Origin of the sequence: Ralstonia soli (assembly GCF_023955655.1) — a bacterium.
GTDB lineage: Bacteria > Pseudomonadota > Gammaproteobacteria > Burkholderiales > Burkholderiaceae > Ralstonia > Ralstonia soli.
Map to the genome: position 1 here is coordinate 344,935 of NZ_JAMXHT010000006.1, position 21,437 is coordinate 366,371.

General features: G+C 64.7%; 14 protein-coding genes. 8 read left to right on the forward strand and 6 right to left on the reverse strand.

Going from position 1 to position 21,437, the window contains the following annotated elements; all coding sequences use genetic code 11:
- Positions 1 to 163 precede the first annotated feature (163 nt).
- Positions 164 to 2,176 carry an MprA protease, GlyGly-CTERM protein-sorting domain-containing form gene (gene mprA / locus NG900_RS17590; RefSeq protein ID WP_252682649.1) on the forward strand — a complete coding sequence of 671 codons (2,013 nt, stop codon included), beginning with the start codon at positions 164 to 166 and terminating at the stop codon, positions 2,174 to 2,176.
- Between the two features lie 67 nt (positions 2,177 to 2,243).
- Here the strand turns inward: mprA and rrtA are convergent, their stop codons facing one another.
- Complete coding sequence (rrtA, locus tag NG900_RS17595; RefSeq protein WP_252682650.1) at positions 2,244 to 2,882, reverse strand: rhombosortase; 639 nt, start codon at positions 2,880 to 2,882, stop codon at positions 2,244 to 2,246.
- Entirely contained in the window at positions 2,879 to 5,737 is a 2,859-nt protein-coding gene (glnE, locus tag NG900_RS17600; RefSeq protein WP_252682651.1) for a bifunctional [glutamate--ammonia ligase]-adenylyl-L-tyrosine phosphorylase/[glutamate--ammonia-ligase] adenylyltransferase, read from the reverse strand. Before glnE ends, rrtA begins: the two co-directional genes overlap by 4 nt.
- A gap of 187 nt (positions 5,738 to 5,924) precedes the next feature.
- Here glnE and NG900_RS17605 point away from each other — a divergent pair, with 187 nt between their 5' ends.
- The 5 genes from NG900_RS17605 (at position 5,925) to NG900_RS17625 (ending at position 15,196) form a co-directional block, all read left to right on the forward strand.
- On the forward strand, positions 5,925 to 10,238 hold the full coding sequence (locus tag NG900_RS17605; protein ID WP_252682652.1) for a YhdP family protein: 4,314 nt from the start codon (positions 5,925 to 5,927) through the stop codon (positions 10,236 to 10,238).
- A 5-nt stretch (positions 10,239 to 10,243) separates the two neighbouring features.
- A complete protein-coding gene (locus NG900_RS17610) occupies positions 10,244 to 11,146 on the forward strand; it encodes a carbon-nitrogen hydrolase family protein (protein ID WP_252682653.1) in 903 nt (300 codons plus the stop codon).
- Positions 11,147 to 11,172: 26 nt separating this feature from the next.
- On the forward strand, positions 11,173 to 12,636 hold the full coding sequence (gene tldD / locus NG900_RS17615; RefSeq protein ID WP_252682654.1) for a metalloprotease TldD: 1,464 nt from the start codon (positions 11,173 to 11,175) through the stop codon (positions 12,634 to 12,636).
- Between the two features lie 395 nt (positions 12,637 to 13,031).
- Positions 13,032 to 14,111, forward strand: coding sequence for a 3-deoxy-7-phosphoheptulonate synthase AroG (gene aroG, locus NG900_RS17620; RefSeq protein WP_252682655.1), 1,080 nt, complete (start codon positions 13,032 to 13,034; stop codon positions 14,109 to 14,111).
- A 182-nt stretch (positions 14,112 to 14,293) separates the two neighbouring features.
- Entirely contained in the window at positions 14,294 to 15,196 is a 903-nt protein-coding gene (locus NG900_RS17625) for a mechanosensitive ion channel family protein (RefSeq protein ID WP_252682656.1), read from the forward strand.
- A 70-nt stretch (positions 15,197 to 15,266) separates the two neighbouring features.
- On the opposite strand, the gene NG900_RS17630 is transcribed toward NG900_RS17625, so the two are convergent.
- Positions 15,267 to 15,824, reverse strand: coding sequence for a cob(I)yrinic acid a,c-diamide adenosyltransferase (locus tag NG900_RS17630; RefSeq protein ID WP_252682657.1), 558 nt, complete (start codon positions 15,822 to 15,824; stop codon positions 15,267 to 15,269).
- Between the two features lie 106 nt (positions 15,825 to 15,930).
- Between NG900_RS17630 and NG900_RS17635 the strand changes: the two genes are divergently transcribed.
- Positions 15,931 to 17,349 carry an FAD-binding oxidoreductase gene (locus tag NG900_RS17635; RefSeq protein ID WP_252682658.1) on the forward strand — a complete coding sequence of 473 codons (1,419 nt, stop codon included), beginning with the start codon at positions 15,931 to 15,933 and terminating at the stop codon, positions 17,347 to 17,349.
- A gap of 11 nt (positions 17,350 to 17,360) precedes the next feature.
- Positions 17,361 to 18,251 carry a LysR substrate-binding domain-containing protein gene (locus tag NG900_RS17640; RefSeq protein ID WP_252682659.1) on the forward strand — a complete coding sequence of 297 codons (891 nt, stop codon included), beginning with the start codon at positions 17,361 to 17,363 and terminating at the stop codon, positions 18,249 to 18,251.
- Between the two features lie 96 nt (positions 18,252 to 18,347).
- On the opposite strand, the gene NG900_RS17645 is transcribed toward NG900_RS17640, so the two are convergent.
- Genes NG900_RS17645 through NG900_RS17655 form a run of 3 tightly spaced genes read right to left on the reverse strand, consistent with a single transcriptional unit; the run spans position 18,348 to position 21,360 of the window.
- Positions 18,348 to 18,893 (reverse strand): DUF6714 family protein, encoded by a 546-nt coding sequence (locus NG900_RS17645; RefSeq protein ID WP_252682660.1) that lies wholly within the window; start codon positions 18,891 to 18,893, stop codon positions 18,348 to 18,350.
- 1 nt (position 18,894) lies between these two features.
- Entirely contained in the window at positions 18,895 to 20,547 is a 1,653-nt protein-coding gene (locus NG900_RS17650) for a hypothetical protein (RefSeq protein ID WP_252682661.1), read from the reverse strand.
- A gap of 18 nt (positions 20,548 to 20,565) precedes the next feature.
- Complete coding sequence (locus tag NG900_RS17655; RefSeq protein WP_252682662.1) at positions 20,566 to 21,360, reverse strand: RHS repeat domain-containing protein; 795 nt, start codon at positions 21,358 to 21,360, stop codon at positions 20,566 to 20,568.
- Between the last annotated feature and the right edge of the window lie 77 nt (positions 21,361 to 21,437).

Below are 21,437 nucleotides of genomic sequence, written 5' to 3' on the forward strand. Positions count from 1 at the left end.
CATTTCCTTGCGCTCTTTTTCGCGCTACGACGCGGCCCCATGCTTGCCACGGCTTTCGATATCAGGGTTTATACCTAATCCGACCTAGACCCGGCTGACTCAATCCTTTTGGACAATACAGTCGCAAACTTTGCGATTTATTACAAAAAATAGGACTGCTCTGATGAAGCCGATGGTGACTCCGGGAGTTGCTCAGGCGCTGGTGGCGCTGGGGCTGATGTCGTATCACGCCGTGCCGGTGCTGGCGGCGGACAAATCCACGACGTTCAATACGCAGCTGCAATGGGTGACGCAACTCGTCATCAAGGAAAAAGCCGACGCCGCTGGCGCGCTGAAGACGCAATCGGTTGCATCGAATGGCACGGCAACGCGCGAGGACGTGGCAACGGTGCAACGCTGGTCGGCGGCGGCGCAATTGCCGATGACGTACAAGCGCCCGATGTCGGGTGGTGCGCATGTGGTGACACTGCCGACAGCCATGACGCTGGAAGACGCACAAACCGTTGCTCACCGCATGGAGGCCAGCGGCGCGTTCGACTATGTCTCGCCGGACAAGATCATGCGGCCAATGGCCATGGCCACCGATCCGCTGTTCAACCAGCAGTGGAACCTGATGCCCCCCAGCGCCAGCACGATCGGCGGCGCCAACGTGACGGCCGCGTGGGACGGCGCAACAGCGCTGGGCACGGGCGTCAACGTTGGCCTTGTCGATACGGGCGTCCGCGCCGACCATGCGGATTTCGGCGGCCCCTCGCGCTTCAACACCGGCTACAACTTCGTGAGCGACAGCGCCATGGTCGGCGCGAAGGACTCGCAAACCGGCCAGACCATCCCCACCGGCTTCGTCAACAACGGCGCCGCCAACACCACGGGCAACAACGACCCGTCGGACCCGGGCGATGGGCTGAACGACACCTACGGCGCCCAGTTCCCGATCCTGTGCGGCGGCCGCAGCGACAGCAGCTGGCACGGCACCTTCGTGGCAGGCCAGATCGCCGCGCAGCAGAACAACGGCATCGGCATTGCGGGCATCGCGCCAAACGTGCGAATTCAGATGGCCCGTGCGCTGGGTCGTTGCGGGGGTACCACTTCCGACATCGTGGAAGCGCTGAACTGGCTGGCGGGCACCGTCTCGCCAAGAGCGGGCACGAACCTCACGCCCGCCAAGGTCATCAACCTCAGCTTAGGAGGCGCCGGACCCTGCACGACAGCAGAGCAAGACGCGGTCAATAACGCGCGTAGCAAAGGCATCACCATCGTCGCAGCCACGGGCAATGAAGCCGGCCCCGTCGACTCGCCGGCCAATTGCACGGGTGTCATCGCCGTGACGGCGCACACGCTGGAAGGCGACAACGCGTCCTACGCCAACGTCGGCGCGCAAACTACCATCAGCGCACCGGGCGGCGGTGGGGGCACGGTGATCTCCGGCTCGGGCAGCGCCATCGCGTCGCTGTCCAATGCCGGCCAATACGCGCCGGTTGCTTCGCCCAGCGGGGATGCCTACGCCCGCGACATCGGCACATCGATGGCAACGCCGCATGTGGCGGCCACGGCGGCGCTCATGCTGTCGGTCCAGCCGGCGCTCACGCCAGACAACATCGCGACGATCCTCAAGCAGTCGGCCCGGCCTTTTGTAGCGGGCACGTACTGCACGACGCATCCGGGTGTCTGCGGGGCTGGCATGCTCGATGCCGGCGCAGCCATCACCCAGGCGCAGGGCTCGCCGACGATCCACGTGGCGGCATCGGCGTCCAGCGCCGCTGCCGGCGCAGCCATCACGCTGACGGCCGTGGGCGGCGCAGGCTACGGCAACACGGCCAGCAACCCGGTCTGGGCGCAAACCGCCGGAAGCCGCGTCACCCTGACGACGTCCGGGCCCGACGCCAACGGCGTGACCACCGCCACCTTCACGCCCACGGTTGCCGGCGTCTACACCTTCAGCGTGACCTTGACGAACAGCGCCCAGGCCACCGCCACGGACAACGCCAGCGTGACCGTGACGGGAACCGCAAGCTCCGGCACCGGTACAGGGGCGGGTTCGAGCACCCCCACCAGCTCGACCAGCAGTGGCGGTGGCGGCGGCGGCGCCCTGCCGCAATGGCTCGCCGGCCTGCTGCTCGCCGGTGGCGCGTTCGGCTTCGGCCGTCGCAAGGCGGTAATGGGTCAACAGCCGTAAACGAAAAGGCGGACACGGTGGCATTTCGCCGGCGTGTCCGCCATCGACCGCGTCGGCGTTCTGCCGATCAGCCCTGCGCCCGTCTCCGGCCTTCGGCGCGCCACTCCCCCAGCACCCAGAGCAGCAACCCGCTCCCCGCCCCAAAGGCATGCGCGATGCGCACCACGCCAAACCCCCAGTGCGGGTCATAGGCGATGGGCGACAGCCACGACTGCTCCAGCCACACCTTCACCAGCACACCCACGCAGAGCGCCACGCCAACCCAGCGTGAGAGGCGATCTTCGGCGTCGACCGCGGGCGGCCGCAGCAACCGCAGCCCGCCCCATGCCGCCAGGCCATGCAGCGCGCCTGAAAGCCCGCCATACCACTGCACCGCCGGCTGGCTGAGCAACGCGATCTGCACCAGCACCCCGCACGCCACCAGCGCACCGGCAATCACCTGCGGCCGAAGCACCCGCGCCAGCAGCAGGATCAGCCCCGCCGCGGCCATCGCGTCCGCCAGCCAATGCCAGGCGTCCAGATGCACCCACATGGCCGTGACGATGCGCCACCACTGTCCCGCACGCACGGCATCGCGCTGATACAGCCCAACCGCATACAACCACGGCACGAATGAAAACGCCGCCGACAACGCCGCCACGCCTGCACACGCGCCCCAGGTGTGCAGCGCGTGCCGATGCGCACGCCGATGTGAGCTCACGCTCATGCAGCCGGAAGCGCCGGTGCGGCCCCGAACACCTGTTCCCACAACGCACGCACGCGAGCGGCCTCGTGCGCGCAGGTTCCGGCCGGCACGCGCGCCGCAGATTGTCCATCGAGCCGCAACTGGTGCTGGCGGGCGCGGAAATCGCGGTAGGCATCGGCCACCTGGCCGGCCGCCGCTGCGTCAATCAAGCCAAGTTCGCCGGCCATGTGCAGCAGCGCGATGTTGCCCTTGTTGCGGGTGAGCTCCGCGTGCGCCGCGCTGTGCAGCAGCACCAGGAACTGCACGGTGAATTCGATATCGACCATGCCCCCGCGATCGTGCTTGAGATCGAACAGCTCGGTCGGGTTCGCATGCCCTTCGAGCACGCGCTCGCGCATCGCCACGATCTCGTCGCGCAGCGGGCCACGCTCGCGCTCTTGCCGCAGCACGGCGGTGCGCAGCGCCTCGAAGCGCTCGCCGATCTCGGCGTCCCCCGCACAGAAGCGGGCACGTGTGAGCGCCTGGTGCTCCCACACCCATGCGGCGTTGTCACCTTCGCGCATCTGGTAGCGGCGGAAGGCTTCGAAGTGCGTGACCATCAGACCCGCCGCGCCGTTCGGGCGCAGGCGCGTGTCCACGTCGAACAGCGTGCCGGCGGCGGTATGGCTCGTCAGCCAGGTGATGAGCTTGCGCGCGAATGACGCGTACACGTCGGGCGCACGCTCATCGTCATCGTCGTAGAGGAAGATGATGTCGAGGTCCGACGCATAGCCGAGCTCCTTGCCGCCAAGCCGCCCGTAGGCGACCACGGCAAAGCGCGGCACCTCGCGATGGCGGGTGCCGACCTGCTGCCAGACGGTTTCCAGCGTCAGGTCCAGCATGGCATCGGCCAGGTCGGACAGCCGATCGCTGATGTGCTCGACGCTGAGGATGCCCTGCAGGTCCTGCAGCAGCACGCGGAAAGTCTCCGCATGGTGCTCCTGGCGCAGGATGTCCATCTGCATCTCGACATGGTCGGACGCCGCGCGCAGGCGGTCGCGCACGCGCTCCTTGAACGCGGGCCAGTCGGGCTCGGCTGATAGCGCTTCCACGTCGAGCAGCTCGTCGAGCAGTTGCGGATGCCGCGTGAGGTAATCGGCCGCCCAGCGCGATGCATGCAGGGTGTGGGCCACGCGCTCCATGGCCTGCGGGTATTCGCTCAGCAGCGAGAGGTACGACGCGCGCCGGCTGATCGCATCGAAAAAGTCCAGAAAGCGCGCGATGGTGACATCGGCATCGGTCTGCCGCGACGCCTGGTCGATCGCGCGGTTGATCAGCAAGTCAAAACGCTGGCGGCTCACCTCGGACAACGCCCGGTAGCGCGGCGAATTGCGCGTCGCACGCAGGCGCTCCAGCACGCTGCCGGGGTCGGCATAGCCGAGTTCGGCGAGCTGGGTGCGTGCGGTTTCGGTGTGCTCGTCCTCAAGCAGGTCGGCGTGCCAGACGGCGGCGCACGGCGGCTGGCTGTCCTGCTTGTCGGAGAAGGTCTGCTCGAACTGCTGCGCGACCTCATCCTGATACGCCTCGAGCTGCGCAACGAGCGCGGCGTAGTCGTCAAGGCCCATCATGCGCGCCACGCGCAGCTGATCTTCCGGCGAGCCCGGCAGGTTGTGCGTCTGCGCGTCTTCGATGTACTGCAAGCGGTGTTCGAGCTGGCGCAGGAAGCGATACGCCTCGGTCAGGCGCGCCACGGCATCGGCGTCGATCAGGCCACGCTCCGACGCCGCCCGCAGCACCTCCAGCGTGGGCCGCACGCGTAGGCCAAAGTCTTGCCCGCCGCGAATGAGTTGGAATACCTGCGCAACGAATTCGATCTCGCGAATGCCGCCGCGCCCGAGCTTGATGTTGGGCGAGCGCGCCTGCACGTGGCCCTCGCCATCGCGCTGCTGGTTTGCACCGTTGCTGCGCTTGGCCGCCTCGTTGCGGATCTGCGCGTGCAGCGCGCGGATGGCGGCGATCACGCCGTAATCGAGATAACGCCGGAACACGAACGGCCCCGTCACGCGATCCAGCTGCTGGATCACGCGGGCCGCGTGCGGGCTGGTCGGATCGCTGATCACACGGCCCTTGATCCACGCATAGCGCTCCCACTCGCGGCCCTGCACGACAAAGTATTCCTCCAGCATGCCGAGGCTGCACGCGAGCGGCCCCGCATCGCCGTTCGGGCGCAGGCGCATGTCGACGCGGAAGACATAGCCGTCTTCCGTCACATCGGCCAGCGCGTTGATCAGCCGCCGGCCCAGCTTGGTGAAGTATTCATGGTTGGACAGCGGACGCGGGCCACCCTGCGTATCGCCATCGTCGTCGTAGAGGAAGATCAGGTCGATGTCGGACGAGACGTTCAGTTCGCGCCCGCCCAGCTTGCCCATGCCGACCACCACCAGTTCCTGCACCTCGCCCGAGGATTGGCCGATCGGCTGGCCATGCAGCGCGCCCAGCTCCTGGCCGATCACGGAGATGGCAACGCGCACGGCAAACTCGGCCAGGTCAGTCATCGTGCCAGTCACCTCGTCGAGCGTCGCAACGCCTGACAGATCGCGCTCGACCAGCCCACCGAACACTTCATTGCGCAGCAGGCGCAGGGCGCGCTTGAGCGCGGCCTCCGGCTCCGCGGCGGTGGTATCGAACAATTCGGTAAAGCGCGCCGACAGCCACGCCGCGTCGATGGGGCGTGCGGCACCCGCCTGCACGCGCTCAGCCCAGCCCTCGCGGGCCTGCGCCAGACGCTGGAGGTAGCGCGAATACGCGAGCGCAAACGGCAGCGCGGCGGCGGGGGCGTCCGGTGCGCGGGCCGGGGCTTGCAGGAAAGGCTGGGCGGACAAGGCGGAATCGGTCATGCGGACCCATCGAACATTGGCGGAAACGCTCATTCTCGCTGAAATGCGCGCCGGTGCATGCGGCGGCGGTCGGTGGTCACCAACTTTCATGGGCATCGTGCGTGCTTGCGCGTGCTTATCGTCCGGCAGGCGCGATGCCGGAGCCCCAAATGTGGCGCCGCCTCCTGAATATCGGATAATCCGCATCATGCCTCGCCCGCCCCAGCCCCCAGAATCGCCGAAGTCCAATGGTGGACACGCCAGTACCCTGTCCACACGCCGGGCGGGCCAACCTACAGCCTGGGCAAGAGTGGCGGGACTGGCTGGCCAACTCGTTCGCGGCATCGGCGCCATCATCCGCGCGCCGATCTGGCGCACGCTGTGGCGCGTGCTGTGGAAGACGGCGGCGGCGCTGGCGGTGCTGGCCGTCGTCGGCATGCTGGCAGTGCGTTTCATCTTGTGGCCGCGCGTGAGCGTGGCGCGCGAGTGGATGGAACGCGAGGCGTCCAGCGCACTGCATGCCACGGTCGGCATCGGCTCGCTCGAAACCTACTGGGACGGCTGGCACCCGGCCTTCCGCGCCCAGCGCATCGAAGCGCGCGACACGGCGGGGCGCCGCACTTTTGCCGTGCAGGACGTGCAGGCGCGGCTTTCGTGGCGCTCGCTGCTGCGCATGCAGATCACCTTTGCCGTGCTGCACGCCAGCCAGGCCGACGTGCTCGTCCGCCGCAACCCGGAGGGCGCGCTGCTCGTGGCCGGCATGCCGCTCGGCCCGGACACCGGTGACGATGGCGACTTCTTCGATCAGTTGCTCTCCCAGGGCGACATCGACTTCCGGCAAGGTGCCGTCCGCTGGCTCGACGAGCAGCAGAAGCTGCCCGAAGTGACCCTGGGCAACGTGCGCGTGCAGTTGCGCAGCGGCCCCACCCGCCACCGGCTGGACGCCAGCGGTACCTCCCCCTCGCTGTTCAACGGCGCCATCAAGCTGCACGCAGATTTCCGCCACGACCTTCTCGCGCGCCCGGGCGACTGGCGCCACTGGCACGGTCAGGCCTCCTGGCAGGTCGATACGCTGCAGCTGGCCGCCGTGCAGCGCTATGTGCCCGTGCTGGCCGAGGCCAAGAGCGGCACGCTCAGTTCTGACGGCTCAGTGGAATTTGCCGATGGTGTCTTCACCCGCAGCCAGGCGCGGCTGACCGGGCAGCAGTTGGATCTGCAGATCCGCAAGGACCTGGACCGGCTGCAGTTGCGCAGTCTGCAGGCCCTGGCCACGCACCAGCGCAATGCAAAGGGCGAGCACAGCTTGCGGGTCGATACGCTGCTCTGGCAACCGCTGACCCCGCCCGCGCAACCGGCGCCCGTGCCCGAACTGGCCGGCCCCGGCATCGAATCGCCCGCCAACCCCGCGGGTACGCCACGCGGTGTGCGCAACGTTACCGTGGGATGGGCACTGGACTCGCGCGACGCCCTGCGCAACCTGCAGATCAAAGCCACCACGCTGGACCTGACCGACCTGCGCCACATCGCCACCGCGCTGCCGCTGCCCGCCCGCGTGCTAGAGCCGCTGCGCACCAAGCAGCCCGCCGGCCGCATCGACGACCTCGACATCCACTGGCAGCGCGATGTCTCGCGCTGGCTGCCCCAATCGGCAACATCAACACCAGCGCCGGTGCACTTCACCGGCCGCGCCACGATGCGCCAGGTGTCGTTCGGCCCAGGCGCGCTGCCCGCCGTGCCGCCGGGCCACCACCCCGAGCCGGCCGTGCCGGGCATCGAGAACCTCTCGGGCAACGCCGTCTTCTCCGACGAGGGTGACACACAGCGAGGCACGCTGCGCATTGATTCCGCCGACGCCGCCCTGCTGCTGCCGGGCACCTTTGCCGAGCCGCGCGTACCGCTGGATCGCCTGCAAGGCACGTTCGACTGGACGTACCACAAACAGGCACTGGTGGTCACCAGTACCAACCTGGCGTTTTCCAACAGTGACTTGTCGGCGCGCATCAGCGGCAGCTACCGCCATGCGCCCGACACCAGCCACCTGGGCAACATCGACCTGAAAGGCACGCTGGATCGCGCCAACGTGCCGCGCGTGCCGCGCTACCTGCCGCTGTCCATCGGCCAGCATCTGCGCGACTACCTGAGCGGCGCGCTGCTGGCCGGTACCGCCAGCAATGTCGGCTTCGTGCTGTCGGGCGACCTGCACGACTTCCCGTTCCGCCCGCCGCACAAGGGCGCCTTCCGTGTGGAAGTGCCGGTCCAGGACGTGACATACCAGTCGGCGCCGCCCGAAGCGGCACATAATCCACCCAGCCAAGTGCCGACGCATCCTGGCGACTGGCCGGCCTTCAGCAACATCGACGGCACAGTGGTCTTCGACCGGGCTTCGCTGGCGTTCAAGGTGGCGCGCGCGCGCGTGATGGGCGTGAACCTGCAGGACGTGAACGGCAGCCTGCCCGACATGGAAGACCACAACCCGCTGCTGACCATCGACGGCCGCGGCGACGGCGCCACGCAGAACTTCCTGCAGTACGTCGAGGCCACCCCCGTCGGCGAGTGGATCGGCCATTTCACCAAGGACGCACGCGCGCAAGGCAACGCCACGCTGGCGCTCAAGCTGGACTTACCGCTGCACGAAATGCACTCGACGCGCGCCCAGGGCAGCGTCACGTTCCTGCGCAACGACGTCACCCTCGTGCCGCAAGCGCCGCCACTGACGGATGTGACGGGCGCGCTCACCTTCACGCAAAAGGGCATCGGCTTCGAGAACCTGCGAGCCCGCTTTGCCGGCGGCGACATCCGCCCGACCGGGGGCACCGCGCCCGACGGCACGATCCGCATCCAGGTGGCGGGCACCGCATCGGCGCAGGGCCTGCGCGAAACCACACCGCAGAACAGCCCCATCGCCGCCATCGCCCGCGCGCTGGACGGCAGCGCACCGTACAGCGCCACCCTCAGCGTCAAGCAGCATCGGCCCATCATCCAGGTGCAGTCCGACCTCACACCAATGACGGTGCGCCTGCCTGCGCCGCTCAACAAGGCGGCCGGGCAGCCACTGCCGGTGCGCTTCGAGATGCAGCCGCTGGCCACCAACACCGCCCTCGACGAGATCGTCCTGCAGATCGGCAACATCGTCAGCGCGCGCTACGAGCAACGCAGCACGGGGGGTGGCAACAGCGGCGGCGTGGAGGTACTGCGCGGCGGCATCGGCGTGCGGCAACCGGTGCCGCAACCGCAAGACGGCGTGCAGGCGAGCCTGGCGCTTGATCAGCTCGATATCGACGCGTGGCGCCATGTGTTCGCCACGCCCGCCGCCGACAAGAGCCCGAGCCAGATCGCCACCGAACACGCAGCCAATGCCGCCAGCGCATCCGATGCCCACAGTGCCTATCTGCCCAGCCGCCTGAGCGCGCGCGCGCAGACGCTGCGCATCCTCGGCCGCGACTTCAACGCCGTGCGCATCGACGCCACGCGCGACGGCCCCAACTGGCAATCGACCATCGATTCACGGGAGATTGCCGGCAGCACGCGCTGGCATGCCGAAAGCGCCGCGGTACCGTTCGGCGAGCTGACGATGCGCCTGTCGCGCATGAGCATTCCCGACGCGAAGGAAGAAACCGCGTTGACCGAATCCCTGGCCAGCAGCTCGCAGGAAATTCCGTCCGTCGACCTCGTGGCCGACAAGTTCGACCTGCGTGGCAAAGCGCTCGGCAAGCTCGAGATCAAGGCGCGCAGCCAGATCAACGACGGTGCGCCGGTATGGACGCTTGAGACACTCAAGATCGAACAGCCCGCCGCCACGCTGACCGCCCGCGGCACGTGGCGCATCCCGCGCCGGCTGCGCGGTGGCGGCGATGACCCCGAGCGCCGCACCCTGCTCGACTTCAGCCTTGACCTGCGCGACACCGGCGAGCTGCTGCAGAAAATGGGCTTCGCCAAAGTGATCGACGGCGCCAAAGGCAAGCTCGAAGGCCGCGTAGTCTGGCGCGGCTCGCCGATGTCCATCGACACGCCCACGCTCAACGGCCGCATGGCGCTGAACCTGGAGCGCGGCCAATTCCTGCAGGTCGATCCGGGGCTCGCCAAGCTGGCCGGCGTGCTGAGCCTGCAAGGGCTGCTGCATTTCGCCACCGACCTGCGCAGCGCCACCGGCCGCGGCACCCCGTTCGATCACGTATCGGCCACCGGCACCATCGCCAACGGCGTCGCCCGCACGGAAGATTTCGCTGTCCGGGGCCCGCAGTTCCAGGTGGCGATGCAGGGCTCGGCCAACATCCTCGATGAAACGCAGGACTTGCGCGTGAAGGTCACGCCCAAGGTCGACGCCACGTCGGCCTCGCTGGCGGCGGCGTTCATCAATCCGGCCATCGGGCTGGGCACGCTGGCCGCGCAGTTGATTCTGGGCGACCAGGTGTCGAAGGCCTTTGCCACGCAATACCACGTGACCGGAAGCTGGGCCGATCCGAAGATCGAGAAGGTCGCATCCAGCAACTCGGGCAGCCAATCGCAAACCTCGGCAAAATAGGCCCCATGACTTCCACAATCGCCACGACTGTTCCGTCCGCACCCGGCACGGATGTGCTCTCCGGAGCGCCTTTCGATGCCCCGTTCCGCGTTGCCGCCATCCAGATGGTGACCGGCATTGAGGTGGACGCCAACCTGGCGCGCGCCGACGCGCTGCTCGCCGAAGCTGCCGCCCAGGGCGCGCAGCTGGCGCTGCTGCCCGAGTATTTCTGCAAGATGGGCCGCAAGGACAGCGACAAGGTCGCCATCCGCGAGGATGACCAAGGCGACGAGAGCGACCAAAGCGCCGGCCCGATCCAGACCTTCCTGGCCGACGCCGCACGCCGCCACAAGCTGTGGATCGTCGGCGGCACGCTGCCGATGTGGTGCGAAGACGAGCAGCGCGTGCGCAACACGTCGCTCGCCTACAACCCAGCCGGCCTGCGCGTCGCGCGCTACGACAAGATCCACCTGTTCAATTTCGTACGCGGCGAAGAGCGCTACGACGAAGCCCGCACCATCGAGCCCGGCGCCACGCCGGTCGCCTTCGATGCGCCGTGCGGGCGCGTGGGTATGTCGGTGTGCTACGACCTGCGCTTCCCGGAGCTATACCGCGCGCTGTCGTCGCAGGGCAACCTGAACTTGATTCTGATGCCGGCCGCCTTCACCTACGTGACGGGCGCCGCGCACTGGGAAATCCTGCTGCGCGCCCGCGCGGTCGAGAACCAGTGCTACGTGCTCGCCGCCGCACAGGGCGGGCGCCATGAAAACGGCCGCCGCACCTGGGGCCACTCCATGCTGGTCGACCCGTGGGGCGAAGTCATCGCCGCATTGCCTGAAGGCGAAGGCGTGGTCGTCGGCGACATGGACCCTGCCCGACTAGCACAAGTGCGCCAGGACTTGCCGGCGCTCAAACACCGCGTGATGTAGCCCAACCGAATTCCAAAGGACCCACCATGAACGCAGGCAACATCGCCATCCAGAATCTGTCCATCGCGCGCCGCGTGCTGCTCGATCCGTACGGCCTTGACGAGGCGCACCTGCAGCGCGCGCTGGCCGACATCTTCACGCACCGCGTCGACTATGCGGACTTGTACTTCCAGTACACCCGCAACGAGGCGTGGAGCCTGGAAGAAGGCATCGTCAAATCCGGCAGCTTCAGCATCGACCAGGGCGTGGGCGTGCGCGCCGTCTCGGGCGACCGCACTGCGTTTGCCTATTCGGACGACATCAGCCTGCCCGCGCTGATGCAGGCCGCCGGCGCCACACGCACCATCGGCAAGGCCGGCGCAGGCCGCGTCAAGGTAGCAAACAGCCTGGCCAGCACCGCCGGCAGCCGCGAACTGTACGCCCCTAACGACCCGCTCGATTCGATGACGGCCACCGAAAAGGTTGCCCTGCTCGAACGCATCGAAAAGCTCGCCCGCGCCAAGGACCCGCGCGTGGTGCAGGTCATGGCCGGCCTCGCCGGTGAGTACGATGTGATGCTGGTGGCGCGCAGCGATGGCGTGATCGCCGCCGACGTACGCCCGCTCGTGCGCATCTCCGTCACCGTCATCGCCGAGCAGAACGGGCGCCGCGAAATGGGCAGTTCCGGCGGCGGCGGCCGCTATGCCTACGGCTACTTCACCGATGATCTGCTGCGCGAATACGTGGACGAAGCGGTCTCCTCCGCACTCGTCAACCTGGAAGCCAAACCGGCACCGGCCGGCACGATGACCGTCGTACTCGGCCCGGGCTGGCCCGGCGTGCTGCTGCACGAGGCCATCGGCCACGGGCTGGAAGGCGACTTCAACCGCAAGGGCTCGTCGGCGTTCTCCGGCCGCATGGGCGAACGCGTCGCGGCCAAGGGCGTCACCGTGGTGGATGACGGCACGCTCGCCAACCGCCGCGGCTCGCTCAACCTCGACGACGAGGGCAACCCCACGCAGTGCAACACGCTCATCGAAGACGGCATCCTCACTGGCTACATGCAAGACACGCTCAACGCGCGCCTGATGAAGATGCCCGTGACCGGCAACGCCCGCCGCGAGAGCTACGCCGCCCTGCCCATGCCGCGCATGACCAATACCTACATGCTCGGCGGAGACAAGGACCCGCAGGAGATCATCGCCAGCGTCAAGAAGGGGCTGTATGCGGTCAACTTCGGCGGTGGTCAGGTCGACATCACCAACGGCAAGTTCGTGTTCTCGGCCAGCGAGGCCTACCTGATCGAAGACGGCAAGATCACCGCGCCGGTCAAGGGCGCGACGCTGGTCGGCAGCGGCCCGGAATCGCTCAAGCACGTGACCATGATCGGCAACGACATGCGCCTCGACTCAGGCATCGGCGTGTGCGGCAAGGAAGGCCAGAGCGTGCCGGTGGGCGTCGGCCAGCCGACCTTGCGCATGGAAAACATGACGGTCGGCGGCACGGTTTAATTCGCGTCGAAATCGTCGCAACATTGTCGTTTGAGCGCCGCAGGCCCGGAAAACCCGTGCTTGCGGCGCTCAGAAAAAGCAGCTATAAAGACGGTTCGATTGGTGCGGCGCAGTAGCGCCTCCCTCGTTTTTGTTGCAGTACTTAGCATTCTCTCCATGTCCTTCGCCAAGTTTTTTTACTTTTACTTTTGGCATCTCGCACCGCTGGCGGAAGGAGAGGGGCGCTTGCAGCAAAAATAAAAGCACCCAGCAGATACCGAAAACCGCCAGCGACCCTGGCGGTTTTTTTTTCGCCCTGTCACTTGCCCTACCCCGGCACCGACGCGAAACATGATCCGAACACAGTAGACCTTTCCAATACTTCCAATACAAACGAGACACCCCAGGAGCTTTCCATGCCGAAGAACACCGACGACTTGCGCATTCGCGAACTCAAAGAGCTGACGCCGCCGTCGCATCTGATCCGCGAATTCCCGTGCAGCGACACCGTGTCGGACCTGATCTACCAGAGCCGCAACGCGATGCACCGCATCCTGCACGGCATGGACGACCGCCTGATCGTCATCATCGGCCCGTGCTCCATCCACGACACCAAGGCCGCGATGGACTACGCCCGCCGCCTGGTCGAGCAGCGCGAGCGCTTCAAGAACGAGCTGGAAATCGTCATGCGCGTGTACTTCGAAAAGCCGCGCACCACGGTCGGCTGGAAGGGCCTGATCAACGATCCGTACATGGACGGCAGCTTCAAGATCAACGACGGCCTGCGCACCGCGCGTGAGCTGCTGATGAACATCAACGAGCTGGGCCTGCCTGCCGGCACTGAATACCTCGACGTGATCAGCCCGCAGTACATCGCCGATCTGGTGAGCTGGGGCGCCATCGGCGCGCGCACGACCGAGTCGCAGGTGCACCGCGAGTTGGCTTCCGGCCTGTCGTGCCCGGTCGGCTTCAAGAACGGCACCGACGGCAACGTGAAGATCGCCGTGGATGCCATCAAGGCCGCCTCGCAGCCGCACCACTTCCTGTCGGTCACCAAGGGGGGCCACTCGGCCATTGTGTCGACGGCCGGCAACGAGGATTGCCACATCATCCTGCGCGGCGGCAAGGCGCCCAACTATGACGCCGCCAGCGTGCAGGAGGCCTGCGAAGCCATCGCCAAGTCGGGCCTGGCCGCACGTCTGATGATCGACGCCTCGCACGCCAACAGCAGCAAGAAGCACGAAAACCAGATCCCGGTGTGCGAAGACATTGGCCACCAGATGGCTGCCGGCGACAACCGCATCGTTGGTGTGATGGTGGAGTCGCACATCAACGCCGGCCGCCAGGACCACGTGCAGGGCACGCCGGTGTCCGACCTCGCCTACGGCCAGAGCGTGACCGACGCCTGCATTGGCTGGGACGACTCGGTGAAGGTGCTGGAGACGCTGGCCGACGCCGTGCGTAAGCGCCGCTTGGTGCCGGGCAGCGGCAACTAAGCCGCCGATCTGCACCGATGCGGTTTGAGAAGGGACGCCCGCGGGCGTCCTTTTTCATTGCGTGCTGCTAAAAACGCCGGATGTATAACAAATGTGAGCGAAAAGTACCCAAATCACACAAGTGCATTGCCTTTGACATATCGTAGGTGAGTTCCCCTGCTCACCCCCTCCTGGAGGCAACCATGGCAGACACACTGGTGGAAACCGCCACCAACACCGCAAGCAAGTACCAGGCGATCGTGATGCAGTACGCCACCGACGTCGGCATGAAAATCCTTGCCGCCATCGTCTTCTGGGTGGTCGGTCGCTGGCTGATCAACCTGGCCGTGCGCATGGTGGAAGGCTCGTTGAGCCGGCAGAAGGTCGATCCGACCGTGCTGCGCTACGTCGGCTCGATCATCACCGTCACGCTGAATGTGCTGCTGGTGATCGGCATCCTCGGCTACTTCGGCATCCAGACGACGACGTTCGCAGCGCTGATTGCAGCAGCCGGCGTGGCCATCGGCATGGCGTGGTCGGGGCTGCTCTCGAACTTTGCGGCGGGCGCGTTCCTGATCGTGCTGCGGCCGTTCAAGGTGGGCGACTTCGTCACGGCCGGCGGCGTGACGGGCACGATCAAGGAGATCGGCCTGTTTGCCACCACGATCAACACGCCGGACAACGTGGTCACGATTGTCGGCAACGGCAAGATCTTCGCGGACACGATCCAGAACTACACCTCCAACCCGTTCCGCCGCGTGGAACTGAAGGCGCAGCTAGCCGGCAGCGCCGATCACCGCGCCGCCATCGCCCTGCTCAAGGAGAAGATCGCGGCCATCCCCAACGTGCTCGCCGATCCGGCCGTCGATGTGGAGATCCTGGAATTCAACCTGGTCGGGCCGGTGCTGGCCGTGCGCCCGTACACGCACAACGACAACTACTGGCAGGTCTACTTCGACACCAACCGCACGATCAGGGAAGCGCTCGCTGAAGCGGGCTTCCCGGCACCGACGCCGTCGCAAGCGCTGACCATCACCACGCCTGCGCAACTGGCGGGCCTGACCGCCGTGGCACAGAGCACGACAACGCCGACCAGCGTGAACTGATCCACGCATCCGCAAAAGCAAACGGCCCGGTGCAGAACCGGGCCGTTTTGTTTTGATGCGCTGATTACCACTACGTCGGCTTGTGCTCGTCACGCTTCCAAAGCACATCCGTGCCACCATCCACGCGATTCAGCACGCGCGCCAGCACGAACAGCAAGTCGGACAGCCGATTGACGTACTGGCGCGGCGCCTCGCCAATGGTCTCCGCACGGCCGAGCGCGACGATGCTGCGCTCCGCCCGGCGCGCCACCGTGCGACATATATGTGCCTGCGCCGCCGCGCGGCTGCCACCCGGCAGGATAAATTCCGCCAGGCGCGGCAGATCGGCGTTGTAATCGGCCAGCCATTGGTCGAGCCGCAACACGTGCGCAGTCGTGACCATCGTGTAGCCCGGAATGCACAACTCGCCACCCAGGTCGAACAGGTCATGCTGGATGGCGGTGAGCGCCGCGCGCACGCCATCGGGCAGCGTTTCCGTCAGCAGCACGCCGATGTGCGAGTTCAGCTCGTCAACGTCGCCAATCGCGGCGATGCGCAGGCTGTCTTTGGCCGTGCGGCTGCCGTCGCCGAGGCCGGTGGTGCCGTCGTCGCCGGTGCGCGTGGCGATCTTGGATAAGCGGTTGCCCACGGTGGGTCTCCTAGTGTGTCTACCCGGCATTATCGCAAGCCCCCGAAAGCCCCGGCGTTAGAATCAACGTCCAGGCCGGCCAGAGCCGCACAACATGCGAGACGTCATGAACCACCCCGCACCGCCCTCCCAGTTGATCCGCAAACCGATTCCGGTGGCCATGCTCGACGCACTGCGCGCCCGTTTCGGCGATCGCCTCTCCACCAGCGATGCCGTGCGCGCCCACCACGGCCGCGACGAATCCGCCTACGACCCGATGCTGCCCGACGCCGTCGTCTTCGCGCAGACCACCGAGGAAGTCGCCGCCGTCGCCAAGCTGTGCTTCGAGCACGAGATTCCGCTGATCCCGTACGGTGCTGGCTCGTCGCTCGAAGGCCACCTGCTGGCCGTGGCCGGCGGCGTGAGCCTCGACCTCTCGCAGATGAACCGTGTGTTGTCCGTCCACCCCGAAGACCTGACGGTGACGGTCGAGCCGGGCGTCACGCGCAAGCAACTGAACACGGAAATCCGCGACACGGGCCTCTTCTTCCCGATCGACCCGGGCGCGGATGCGTCCATCGGCGGCATGTGTGCCACGCGCGCGTCCGGCACCAACGCCGTGCGCTACGGCACGATGCGCGAGAACGTGCTGAACCTGACGGTGGTGACCGCCGACGGCCGCATCATCACGACAGCCAACCGCGCGCGCAAATCCTCAGCCGGCTACGACCTGACGCGCCTGTTCATCGGCAGCGAGGGCACGCTGGGCATCATCACCGAGATCACGCTGAAGCTGTATCCGCAGCCGGAGGCCGTGTCCGCCGCGGTGTGCGCCTTCTCGAGCATGGGCGATGCGGTATCTGCCGTGATCGACACGATCCAGATGGGCGTGCCGATTGCGCGCGTCGAGTTTGTCGACGCGCTGGCCATCCGCGCGATCAACCAGTACGACAAGCTCACGCTGCCCGAAATGCCGACGCTGTTCTTCGAGTTCCATGGTTCCGAGCACGGCGTGCAGGAGCAGGCCGAGACCGTGCAGCAGATCGCCGCCGAACACCAAGGCCAGGGCTTCGAATGGGCTACCCGCCCGGAAGACCGCAGCCGCCTGTGGAACGCCCGCCACAACGCGTTCTTCGCCTTCCTGCAACTCAAGCCCGGCTGCCGCGCCGTCACCACCGACGTGTGCGTGCCGATCTCGCGCCTGGCCGACTGCGTGGTCGAGACGGAGAAAGACCTGCTCGCCAGCCCGTTCAAACTGCCCGCCCCCATCGTCGGCCACGTGGGCGACGGCAACTTCCACGTCTGCCTGCTGATCGACCCCGACAAACCGGAGGAACGGGACGAGGCCGAGCGCATCAACCAGCGCATCGTCGCGCGCGCGATTGCCATGGACGGCACCTGCACCGGCGAGCACGGCGTGGGGCTGCACAAGATGGGCTCGCTGATTGCCGAGCACGGTGAGGATGCGATTGATCTGATGCGCAGCATCAAGCAGGCGCTGGACCCGAAGCACATCCTGAACCCCGGCAAGATCTTTCATCTGTAAGCACATACCGCATGTCCTCCGTCTTCAAACGCGTTCCTCCGCTGCACCTGCTGATTGCCTTTGAAGCGGGGGCCCGCCATGCGAGCTTCGCACGTGCAGCCGAAGAGTTGTCGGTCACGCCCAGCGCGGTGTCCCACCGCATCAAGAACCTCGAAGAGCTGTGGGGCGAAGACCTGTTCGTGCGCACCGGCACGGCGCTGCGGCTGACCGCCGCCGGCACACGTTATCTGCGCAGCGTGCAGGATGCGCTCAAGACCCTGCACGAACTGGCGCGGCCCGAATTCAGCAAGCAGCGCGCACGGCTGCGCGTGGCGATTCCGCCCACGTTCGGGCGCCAGCACCTGGTGCCTCGCATTCCGGAATTCAACGCGCTGTATCCGCACATCGACGTCGAGCTGCACCTGTCCATCCCATTCCTCGACGTGAAGGCCGAGGACACCGATGTGGAGATCCGCTACGGCACTGGCCGTTATCCGGACCTGAAGACCACGCTGCTGCTCAACGAGCCGGTGTTCCCCGCGTGCGGGCGCGGCTACTTCGAGCAGATTGGCGGCAACACCATCACCGAAGCCTCGCAACTGCTGAACCTCACGCTGCTGCGCAGCCCGCTGGAACCGTGGCGCCCGTGGTTCGAGGCGGCCGGGCTGGATGCACCGGAGCCCGCTACCGGCTCGCTCTTCAACGACATCGGCCTAATGCTGGAGGCCGTGGCATCCAACCAGGGCGTGGCACTGGTGCGCCAGGCCATGGCGCGCAACTGGCTGGCTTCCGGGCAGATCGTGCGGCTGCTGGATATTGAATCGGCGTCGCCGCATGCGTATTACATCGTTCAGCGGGAACAGGCGCCGATGAAGCCGGAGGCGCAGCATTTTGTGGATTGGCTGCTTGGGCTGGATTGGTGAACCACACAAAAAAAAAGGCCCCAAATCTGGGGCCGTTTTTACAGCGAGCGCTGCACGCGAGGAAGCAGTAATCAACCAGAAAATGATTTCCGGAAATTAGCTGGTGGAATCGCCTCTAAGCTCACCAAGGCGAGGGGACCAGTAATTTTCTATCGCCTGGCGGATCGATGGCGCATCAAATCCATCCGGCTCTTCTTCGAGCTTAAATCTCAGGTAATCAATAATTGCCTCAACCTGTTCCTTAGAGAAGGCGGAGCACCGATGCACCGCTCGCCCCCAACGAGTTCTTCTTTTCCTTGTATCCCCATAGTGGCGTGGGTGATCTCTCTCCCAGAGATCATCATCACTGAATCCGGACGTAATACATGAGACGACATCATTATTATGCACCTCACCAGCCAAATCATGAATCATAAAAGCTTGCAAATAATACAAGAACGCAGTATTTGAAAGAAAAATCAATGTGGCAGGCTCAGAATCCATATCGAAAACATGCAACTCCCTCCAATCCCTAACACCATGGAATATTTTCTCTATCGCTTTCGATTCGAAATCGTTTCCGTCCACTAGCTCCTGATCTTTAGGGGGAGGTACATTTGCAAACGACGTCAAAATCTTCTCTTCAAGCCCCGTCCTTTCCATTTTAATTTCCCATCAACAATTTCTCGCATTTTGCGACCGATCGCCAAGCACCATCTTCGGCGCTCTTGTGGTTCCCCTTATCTTTCTCGCCAGCGCCATCACCGCCACGAAAACATTTGTTATTGATTTTCGTGCGAGCCAAGGCACATGCTCTATTGAGACTGAGCTTCTCTAACAGAGTGGCGGGTGAGTCCGTACCCAGGCAGCCCTGCTGCCCATTGTTCTTGCAAAGGTCATTCACTTGATCTCTGAGATCATTGTGCGTTCCCTCGTCACAGTCACCTGGCGGCGTACTCCGATCGAAAACCGCTGCACATGCCTGCACTGCCTTTGCAATTGCCTTCGCGACAATGACCTCCACCCGTGCTTCGGGACGCATCGCGCTACTGGCATTCGGATCAAGCGCATTCTCCGGGTAGGAAGACGGGTTCATCACTTGCTGCCCACCCGGTATCGGTAGCGGCGGCCGATAGCTCGACATCCCCCCTACTCCCATTTGCGCATGAGCGGAAGCAATGAAACCGCCAAACCACCGCTTGAACCAATCGATCATGTTGTTCCATGCTTGGACCAGATCACTCAAGAACGAGAATGGGCTGCGCGATACATCCCCCGGCACTTCCGGCTCTGGCAGCTTGATGTTGTCGAGAATCTCGATCAGCCGGTGCGCAGCGTCGTAGACGTAGCGCGTTTCCAGATCTTGCGGGCCGAGTATCGCGGTGCGTTGGCCGATGGCATCGTATTCATATCGGATGTGCTGACCATCGAATTCATAGTCGGTGAGCCAGCCGCGCACGTTGTAGGTGAATCTGAGGTGAACGCCGTTGACGTCCACGGCCTCAAGTACGCGGCCTGCTGCGTCGTATTGGACGATGCGTCCGGTCTTGCCCTCCGGATTGGTCAACGATTGCAGGTCACCTTGAGCGTTATAGACAAATGTCCACGTACCAGTGACTGCGTTACCGGTGCGCTCCGTTGTGGTCAGAACGTGACCACCGTCATCGTAGGTCCAGTCGGTGCGCTTAATCGGGGCATCGGCCACAGCAGCAAACCCTGCTGCCCCATTGGCATCCGCTGTTTCCACCTCTGTGTACGTCGTCAGATTGCCGTTGCCGTCGTAAGCGAACGTCTCCAACTTGCCAGGCGACGCAACGCGAACAGGAAGATTCAACGTCGAATGCCATTCGGTAGCGGTCGTCTTAGCATTCGCAGTCCCGGCCCCTTCTACGCGCCTCGTCTCCCGCCCTTGCGCATCATAGGCGTACGTCGTGGCGGTGTTGTCGTAGCCGACTTCGCGTGTAGCGTTGCCATTGGCATCGTATTCGCTGCTGAAAGACGTCTTTCCGCACGACGGGCATGGCGCGCTCACCCCAATCGGCAGCAACACCCCGTTTTGTTTCAAGAAGCTATAGACCGTACTCTCGCCCTCTGGCGTCAGCACTGTCGTCTGTCCATCCGCGCCGTACTGGAACTGATAGCGATCTGCCCCGCCAGTCAACTCACTGACAATAGCCCGACCTTGATCGTCATAGGCATACGTGGCGTAGCGAACGCCAGCCTCGTCGATCACGCCGGTCAACGCAGTAGGAAAGCGCGAGTCTTCATAGACATATTGACGCGTGGTGTTGTCCGGGCGCGTGACTGTGGACAACATGTCATTGGCGTTATAACCCTACTTGGTAATGCCCCCATCGGGAGCAATGACGCTGGCCACATTGCCCCGCGCATCGTAATCAAACCTCAGAGCGCGCCCGCTGGGTGCCGTCACCGAAGCTAACTGACCAGCTTTGTTGTAAGACAGCGTTGTCGGCCTTCGGCCTGATGCCTGAACACTTTGTAGTCTCCCTTTTGCATCGTAAATTTCCACGGCACCGGTTACCCCGACCGTATAGCGCCACGTGACGATCTCCTTATCTCGCCAGTAACCCCACTTATCCTGTACTCGCTGCTTTTCTACCACGCGGTCAGGCGTATCCGCAGTTCCTGATGCACGCCAACTCACCCCATTCTTGCGAAAGACTCGCACATCCCCGTCTCCTCGCAAGACAGTAACGGAACCTGTAAGCAAATCATTTACAAGAAGAGAATCAATCTCCCGCTGCCACTCAAAAATCCACTGCCCTTTACCCGACTGCAATCCATAGAGGAGGTAAGAACGATAGGCTCTAGATAGTGGGAGTTCGTCATTTTTTGAGGCATCGCGCTCAATCAAAATCTTAACGCCCGTACCTGGAAAGACGGGGTGCGATACCGGACAGCCCTGAACTGGCGGGCGCGCCGGAGTGCAAGATCCATCTGACTGCCTGACATAACCATAAGCACAGTCATCCATGCTCCAAAACCAATTATTAAAATAATCAGTCCAATCGTTGGCAACCCTACAACTCACCTCCAGCCAATCGTCATTGGCAGACACGTAAAGCCCCAGGGTACTCCATACGATAATCTGGATCTGGATACCACCCATTAAATATATCAATAGCCTTTTTACACGCTACACTCGGGCTATTTTCTCTGATATTGAAAATCTCTCCATAGTAATCT

Bases quoted from the DNA above. Each gene is read 5' to 3' on its own strand.
- mprA (WP_252682649.1), top strand. From the start codon at position 164: ATGAAGCCGATGGTGACTCCGGGAGTTGCTCAGGCGCTGGTGGCGCTG.
- rrtA (WP_252682650.1), bottom strand. From the start codon at position 2,882: ATGAGCGTGAGCTCACATCGGCGTGCGCATCGGCACGCGCTGCACACC.
- glnE (WP_252682651.1), bottom strand. From the start codon at position 5,737: ATGACCGATTCCGCCTTGTCCGCCCAGCCTTTCCTGCAAGCCCCGGCC.
- NG900_RS17605 (WP_252682652.1), top strand. From the start codon at position 5,925: ATGCCTCGCCCGCCCCAGCCCCCAGAATCGCCGAAGTCCAATGGTGGA.
- NG900_RS17610 (WP_252682653.1), top strand. From the start codon at position 10,244: ATGACTTCCACAATCGCCACGACTGTTCCGTCCGCACCCGGCACGGAT.
- tldD (WP_252682654.1), top strand. From the start codon at position 11,173: ATGAACGCAGGCAACATCGCCATCCAGAATCTGTCCATCGCGCGCCGC.
- aroG (WP_252682655.1), top strand. From the start codon at position 13,032: ATGCCGAAGAACACCGACGACTTGCGCATTCGCGAACTCAAAGAGCTG.
- NG900_RS17625 (WP_252682656.1), top strand. From the start codon at position 14,294: ATGGCAGACACACTGGTGGAAACCGCCACCAACACCGCAAGCAAGTAC.
- NG900_RS17635 (WP_252682658.1), top strand. From the start codon at position 15,931: ATGAACCACCCCGCACCGCCCTCCCAGTTGATCCGCAAACCGATTCCG.
- NG900_RS17640 (WP_252682659.1), top strand. From the start codon at position 17,361: ATGTCCTCCGTCTTCAAACGCGTTCCTCCGCTGCACCTGCTGATTGCC.
- NG900_RS17645 (WP_252682660.1), bottom strand. From the start codon at position 18,893: ATGGAAAGGACGGGGCTTGAAGAGAAGATTTTGACGTCGTTTGCAAAT.
- NG900_RS17650 (WP_252682661.1), bottom strand. From the start codon at position 20,547: ATGTTGTCCACAGTCACGCGCCCGGACAACACCACGCGTCAATATGTC.
- NG900_RS17655 (WP_252682662.1), bottom strand. From the start codon at position 21,360: ATGGGTGGTATCCAGATCCAGATTATCGTATGGAGTACCCTGGGGCTT.